The organism is Neisseria wadsworthii 9715, assembly GCF_000227765.1.
GTDB classification, from domain to species: domain Bacteria; phylum Pseudomonadota; class Gammaproteobacteria; order Burkholderiales; family Neisseriaceae; genus Neisseria; species Neisseria wadsworthii.
The window spans coordinates 706,177-712,598 of sequence record NZ_JH165159.1; the positions used below are offsets into that span (position 1 = coordinate 706,177).

Below are 6,422 nucleotides of genomic sequence, written 5' to 3' on the forward strand. Positions count from 1 at the left end.
CAAAAACCACTAATATGCTTGAAAACATTTTTAAAAATCTAATGCCGCAATATCGGGATTCAGACTGTGTGGTTACCGAACTTGGCGGAATGACGAATAAAAACTATTTGGTTACAGTATCGGATGAACAATATGTTTTGCGGATTCCGGGTGCAAAAACCCAAAACATGATTAACCGTGAATATGAGGCGAAAAACAGCTTAAAAATGTCCCAAGCCGGTTTTAATGTGGAAACATGTATCTTCGATCAGAAAAGCGGTCTTAAAATTACCCGGTTCTTAAAAAATTCCCTGTCTTTAGATCATAAAAACATTAAAAGCCAAGCAATATTGCAAAATCTAGCTACCCGTTTGTTGGAACTGCATCAAAGCCAAATAAAGCTCGGCAATCAATTTGATGTTTTCCAAGAATATACAAAATATTTAGGTTTGCTCCGGAATAAACAATCGTTCTACGGCTATAACACTTATATTTCCGATATTTTAGCGTTTTTAGATACAGCACATACGCGATTGAACCAAACCGGCAGGAATAAAGTTGCTTGCCACAATGATTTAGTGCCGGAAAATTTATTGCTACAAAACGATAAGCTCTATTTTATTGATTGGGAATATTCAGGGATGAACGACCCTGTATTTGATATTGCAGCGTTCTTTTTGGAGTCTCGAATCCATGAAAACGAGCAAAATTTATTTTTACAAACGTATTATGCAGATAAAGAAGATTTAACGGCAATCAAACGGGATATTTTATTGTACCAATTCACCCAAGACGTATTATGGTTTGTGTGGACATTGGTTAAAGCCGAAGAGAACGAACATTTTGGTGATTATGGTGAACAACGGATTAGCCGGGCACACAATATTATGCTGGATTTAAAGAAATCATATGGCTGAACTTTTGCAAAACTGCTATTTTGGTGCTCCAATGAGGGATGTTATTTGTTTTAGTTGTGTTGATACCGGCTGTTTGCGTATTGTATTTTGGTAATGAAATAACCACAAAAACAGTAATGGTGCAGAACGGCTCTGCGCACTCACTCAAGTGCATGGGCTGTGAGTAAGGGATACTCAAGCTAAGCTTGGATATGATGAAAGTGGTCGGAATTAAGGGCATGCCTGTCTGAAAAGTTATTTTTAAACGGACATTATGTTGTGCCATTTGCAGGAATTCCATTGTATCGGAAATGAGATGAACGCTATTATTTTAGCCGCTGGTGTGGGTAGCCGTTTTAAAGAAATAGGGCAGAAAACCCATAAGTCGCTCCTGCCCGTACAAGGTGTGCCAAACTTGGAAAGAACGGTGCTGTATTTACAGCAAGCAGGCATTCACGATATTTGTATTGTGGTCGGGCATTTGGCGGAACAATTTGATTTCTTGAAAGAAAAATATGGATGTAAACTGATTTACAACCCTAAATATCGTGAATATAACAGTATTTATTCTTTTTATCTGGCAAGCGGGTTTTTTGCTGATAGCTATGTGATTGATTGTGATGTTGTTCTGTTTAAAAATATTTTTGAGGAGCCGTTATCAGGCAGCCATTATTTTTTAATCCCCCGGCCGATAAGCGAAGAGAAGGAATGGCTTGCTGAAATAAATAATAACCGGATTACGCAAATTGAAGTCAGCAATAAGTCGGGGTACAGCCTGCTTGGAATTTCTTATTGGGATAAAAAAGAGTCGCGAAAAATCTTGGAAAAACTGCCTGATTATATGAGCCTTGAAATTCTGAGAAACAGCAAGTTATATTGGGATAACATTCCATTGGAAATATTATCGACATTGGAAGTAAAGCCTTATTTATTACGGCTGAAAGACGGATTTGAAATGGATAATATGGATAATTACAACTTTATTCTAAATAATCTAACGGATTAATAGGGCTTATTGTGACAATGCCTGTCTGAAAAGAATTTGAGACATTATGGATAATCTATTTACCAGTAAATTTTGGATTGCATTGCGTCATCCTTTCAGCAGCCAAAAAAGAAAAGCTGCCAGAAAAGAAATCAGTGATGCGATAGAAGCAGAACGATTCAAGTTATTCCATCAGCTTGCCCCCCAAGCATTACTGGATTTATCGGCAACAATCAAAGCCTATAATAAGCCGGTTAATATGTGGCTGGAGTTCGGCACACTACTCGGCGCCTATCGTGAGAGAGGCATTATTGCCCATGACTCGGATCTTGATGTGGGTATAGATGAACGAGATTTTACGCCTGAATTTATTCAGCATCTTATGAAATACGGTTTTAAACCCTTACGTAACTACACCATAAAAAGCACGGATGCCGCTATCGATGGATTTTTAGCGGAATACACTTTCCAATACAAAGATGCTGTGAATATTGATTTTTTTGTTTTTAAAACCGTAGGGCCGCATAAAATCTGTTTTTCATTTGATGTTGAAGAAGGCTTATCGGTAAAAAGCACCTTGAAAAAGTACCATCAGCACCTTAGGGCGATTCAGATTCAGCTGAATGATTTTGGTTTGGTTAAAAGCGAATTTTTAGGCGGAACATTTCTGATTCCGGATAATACTGCCGAGCATTTGGCGGAGGTGTACGGCCCCGATTTCATGACTCCTAAAGCATACTCTTATGAAAACAGAATAAAAGATTACGAGGTTTTATTGGATACCGACACGCTTGGAAAACCCAAATTTTTTTCATAAATTTGATTATTAATAGAAAGCTGCTGGCGATTTTGCTATGTCATTATTCAAACAGATTACGCTGCGTTTGTTCGGAAATAAAAAAAGCAATCCGGATTTTGACTTTCGTCGAGTGTCATCCGTATTAATCAGACCGATGGGACACGCGGTGGGAGATACGGTTGCCCACATAGCTTATATCCGACAGCTCAAAGCGATTTACCCTAACTGCAAAATCGGTATTTTTGTAACTGAGCGCAGCCGACCGATTTACGAACACTGCCCGTTAATAGATGAATTTTTAGAAGACTCTTTTATTGAATGTATAAAACAGCATACAAAATGGCAAGTTTATTTAGATTTTTATGAAACTTTCAATAGCCAACACATTATCAAAACAGCTTTGTTAGCTGCGGATATCAATATTATTTTTCATAAAAGTGACAAAAAATACTACCATACCGGCAATGTAAAAAATTACGACTTCCACTGCCCGCCTCTTTCAGACAGGCATATGGCGGCACATCTGCAAACATCGGTATTTGCCAAGTTTTTCCCCATTCCTGAGCCTGACGTATCTTTGGATCTGGATTCTGCAACCCTAAATGAAATTACACCTTTCTGGAAAGATGAAGCAGATAGAAAATACCGTATTTTGCTTGCGCCGCAAGGTAGTGAGGCAACGCGTCAAATTCCTCCAAGCGAGCTGGCGGCACTTATCAACCGCTGCAATCCGGTAGATTTGCAGGATGTGCGGTTTGTGCTATGCAATACAAGTAATAGTGGAACATATTTTGAGCAATTGCAAGAATTATGCAGTGATAATATCTCTTTGCTGCTTTCCCCGAAAACCAGTTTGCATCAATACCTAGCTTTGGTTGCCTCTGCTGATCTGATTGTTTGTGTGGATAGCGGCACAGTACATTTAGCTTGTGCGTTCAAGCGGCCATTATTGGGTTTTTATGCAAATAATCCGGCCAATATCAGTAAGTGGTATCCTTTGTCTTACAAGGGTGTTCCACATATGGTAGTAGTTGCGGATTTACCCGCTCCTTCAAAAGAGACCCATCACTTTCCTTTGGATGATGCAAGCGATTGGCTGAATAATTGTATTGTTAATGGTATTGCCGCCATAAAGTCAGCAAGTCTTCGCATATAATCCGACACTCGGGCACCACATTCGGCAGCTTCATAATATGCTGCAAACTTAAGCAACCGTATTGGAAAAGGAGAAAGCGATGTCGTTCAGCCAAGAAGCTTGGAAGCGTAATCGGGATTTATATCAAGCCACTTTAAATTTGCCTTTTAATCAAGAGCTGTCTCAAGGTATTTTGGATAAAGACGCATTTTGCCATTATGTGATTCAGGATGCGCATTATTTGGTGGCATATGGCCGGGCTTTGGCGGTGTGTGGCGCCAAAGCTTATGACGCTGATGGGATTTTACAGTTTACCGACGCGGCGCATGGGGCGATTGTTGTTGAGCGTAGCCTTCACGAAGAATTCATGCAGCAATTCGGCATCACAAGTGAACAATTCGAGCAAACGCTGCTTACGGCTGCCAGCCATCATTACACTTCATATTTGCTTGCTGTGGCGTGGTCTGAAAGTTATCCCGTGGTGCTGGCTGCGCTGCTCCCCTGTTTTTGGATTTATGCAGAAGTAGGCAAAGACATCTTTGAAAAATCTGTACCTGGAAACCCCTATCAGGCTTGGGTGGACACTTATGCGGGTGAAGAATTTAATAACGCGGTGCGCCGGGTAATCGAAACGATAGATAAGGTGGCCTCCGGCTGTGATAACTATACGCTGGAAAAAATGCACGAAGCTTATACAATGTCGGCGAAACTGGAATGGCTGTTTTGGGATAGTGCCTACCGGCAGCGCCAATGGGCAGGTTTGGAACGGTTTTGAAATTGAAAACTAAAAAGTGTGATTTCCTGCTTCGAAGCCGGAAAGTGCCCGGATTCCTCATCAGAGGAACAAAATAAAAGTTTTCAGACAGGCATTCATGAAACAATAGGGCAATTTAAATCATAAGCGCACCAGCCGGCCCTTAGTTTATTAGCTTAAAGCTAAATACCAACAGAAAGACAATTTGAATGAAGTTGATTATTCTCGACCGCGACGGCGTGATTAACCACGACCGCGATGATTTTGTGAAATCGGTAGACGAGTGGGTGCCGCTGGAAGGCAGTATGGATGCCATAGCATTTCTTACCGAAGCCGGTTACACCATTGCTGTGGCTACCAACCAGTCGGGTATCGGGCGCAAATATTTTACCGTGCAAGAGCTGACTGAGATGCATAATAAAATGCACAAGCTGGCGCAACAAGCCGGCGGGCAGATTGACGGTATTTGGTTTTGCCCGCATACCGCTGAGGATAATTGCGCTTGCCGCAAGCCTCAGCCCGGCATGATAAACGATATTATCGATCGCTTTGATGCCAAACCGGAAGAAACCTATATGGTTGGCGACAGCCTACGCGATTTGCAGGCGATAGAGAGGGCAGGGGGCAAGCCGATTTTGGTGCTTACCGGTAAGGGTAAGAAAACCCTGTCTGAACAAGGCGATCAGTTGCCCGAGCAGACTCAGATATTCGATGACTTGATGGCGTTTTCGCAATATATGATGCAATTGGAATCAGAAAAAAGTGCATAGCATTTAAGCCATTATTCATTTGTTTGCAAAAGAAAGAACCCCATGCTGCTTATCCGAAATTTAATTCATTGGCTGATATTGTGTGTCAGCGCCATCATTATGTTTATTTTGGTGCTGCCCGCTGCTCTAATTCCGCGCGGAGCCAACCAAATCGGCAAAGCTTGGGCAAGAGTATTGCTTTGGTCGCTGAAGAATATTGTTGGTTTGAAATATGAGGTGGAAGGGTTGGAAAACATTTCAGACAGGCCTTCCATTATCTGCTGCAAGCACCAAAGCGGCTGGGAAACGTTGGCTTTACAGGAAGTGTTTCCCCTGCATGTTTATGTGGCGAAAAAAGAGCTGTTTAAAATCCCTTTTTTCGGTTGGGGTTTGAAAATCGCTAAAACCATCGGTATCGACCGAAAAGCAGGTTCGAAAGCGGCAGCAGATATGATCAGGCAGGGTAGGGAACGTAAAAAAGAAGGTTTCTGGATTGCCGTTTTTCCCGAAGGTACGCGTATTAAACCGGGTGAGAGCGGTAAATATAAACAGGGCGCAGCGCGCATGGCCAAAATGCTGGAAATGGATATGGTGCCGGTTGCTGTAAATAGTGGCGAATACTGGCCGCGTGATTCTTTTCTGAAATATCCGGGCACCATTAAAATGATTATTGGCAAACCGATTCCCTATACTGCAGGCGAAGTCGATGAGTTGACCGCATTATGTGAAAATTGGATTGAAGGGCAAATGCACATGATTAGCGGGCAAGGTCCGTGTTATCCAAAGGCATAACCGAATTTTTGTGGTTTGCTTGTTGTGGCAGTTTGAATTGATTAGGAATGGAAAGATGCCTGTCTGAACAAGTGTTCAGACAGGCATCTTTAGTATGGTATATATAGTCAATCAACTTAAGAAAAAGTACATACGTCATACTCGGGCTTGACCCGAATATCCCAAAATTTACTGAAACTCAAGATACTCGGGTCAAGCCCGAGTATGACGAAAATGTTACTAAAATTAAGTAGTTTAACTATAGCAAATAAACTTAACTTTTGGGGCTGCAATAGATTAGACTCATAAATAATGAATTAATTAAATAATGAATTAATTAAATAATGAATTAAT

8 protein-coding genes are annotated in these 6,422 nt (G+C 41.2%); 7 read left to right on the forward strand and 1 reads right to left on the reverse strand.

The annotated features are described in order from the left end of the window. The first annotated feature begins 68 nt into the window (after window positions 1-68). Window positions 69-896, forward strand: a complete 828-nt coding sequence (locus tag HMPREF9370_RS03040) for a phosphotransferase (protein ID WP_169311360.1) — start codon at window positions 69-71, stop codon at window positions 894-896. Here the strand turns inward: HMPREF9370_RS03040 and HMPREF9370_RS11970 are convergent. Beyond that, window positions 865-1,161, reverse strand: a complete 297-nt coding sequence (locus tag HMPREF9370_RS11970; protein ID WP_009115834.1) for a hypothetical protein — start codon at window positions 1,159-1,161, stop codon at window positions 865-867. The genes HMPREF9370_RS03040 and HMPREF9370_RS11970 overlap by 32 nt on opposite strands. A gap of 30 nt (window positions 1,162-1,191) precedes the next feature. Here HMPREF9370_RS11970 and HMPREF9370_RS03045 point away from each other — a divergent pair, with 30 nt between their 5' ends. From HMPREF9370_RS03045 to HMPREF9370_RS03070, 6 genes are all read left to right on the forward strand, one after another. Continuing rightward, window positions 1,192-1,881, forward strand: coding sequence for an NTP transferase domain-containing protein (locus tag HMPREF9370_RS03045; protein ID WP_040666831.1), 690 nt, complete (start codon window positions 1,192-1,194; stop codon window positions 1,879-1,881). A gap of 46 nt (window positions 1,882-1,927) precedes the next feature. After that, window positions 1,928-2,677 carry a LicD family protein gene (locus HMPREF9370_RS03050; RefSeq protein WP_009115836.1) on the forward strand — a complete coding sequence of 250 codons (750 nt, stop codon included), beginning with the start codon at window positions 1,928-1,930 and terminating at the stop codon, window positions 2,675-2,677. A 37-nt stretch (window positions 2,678-2,714) separates the two neighbouring features. Further along, the gene (locus HMPREF9370_RS03055; RefSeq protein WP_009115837.1) at window positions 2,715-3,815 is read left to right on the forward strand and encodes a glycosyltransferase family 9 protein; all 1,101 of its coding nucleotides are present in this window, start codon (window positions 2,715-2,717) and stop codon (window positions 3,813-3,815) included. Window positions 3,816-3,894: 79 nt separating this feature from the next. Next, a complete protein-coding gene (gene tenA / locus HMPREF9370_RS03060; protein WP_040666832.1) occupies window positions 3,895-4,569 on the forward strand; it encodes a thiaminase II in 675 nt (224 codons plus the stop codon). 188 nt (window positions 4,570-4,757) lie between these two features. Beyond that, on the forward strand, window positions 4,758-5,318 hold the full coding sequence (gene gmhB, locus HMPREF9370_RS03065) for a D-glycero-beta-D-manno-heptose 1,7-bisphosphate 7-phosphatase (protein ID WP_009115839.1): 561 nt from the start codon (window positions 4,758-4,760) through the stop codon (window positions 5,316-5,318). Between the two features lie 42 nt (window positions 5,319-5,360). Beyond that, a complete protein-coding gene (locus tag HMPREF9370_RS03070) occupies window positions 5,361-6,089 on the forward strand; it encodes a lysophospholipid acyltransferase family protein (protein WP_009115840.1) in 729 nt (242 codons plus the stop codon). Window positions 6,090-6,422 lie beyond the last annotated feature (333 nt).

What these genes read in the sequence shown, in the direction of transcription:
- HMPREF9370_RS11970 (WP_009115834.1), bottom strand. Translation starts at nt 1,161, where the DNA reads ATGGCACAACATAATGTCCGTTTAAAAATAACTTTTCAGACAGGCATG.
- HMPREF9370_RS03070 (WP_009115840.1), top strand. Translation starts at nt 5,361, where the DNA reads ATGCTGCTTATCCGAAATTTAATTCATTGGCTGATATTGTGTGTCAGC.
- HMPREF9370_RS03050 (WP_009115836.1), top strand. Translation starts at nt 1,928, where the DNA reads ATGGATAATCTATTTACCAGTAAATTTTGGATTGCATTGCGTCATCCT.
- HMPREF9370_RS03045 (WP_040666831.1), top strand. Translation starts at nt 1,192, where the DNA reads ATGAACGCTATTATTTTAGCCGCTGGTGTGGGTAGCCGTTTTAAAGAA.
- gmhB (WP_009115839.1), top strand. Translation starts at nt 4,758, where the DNA reads ATGAAGTTGATTATTCTCGACCGCGACGGCGTGATTAACCACGACCGC.
- HMPREF9370_RS03055 (WP_009115837.1), top strand. Translation starts at nt 2,715, where the DNA reads ATGTCATTATTCAAACAGATTACGCTGCGTTTGTTCGGAAATAAAAAA.
- tenA (WP_040666832.1), top strand. Translation starts at nt 3,895, where the DNA reads ATGTCGTTCAGCCAAGAAGCTTGGAAGCGTAATCGGGATTTATATCAA.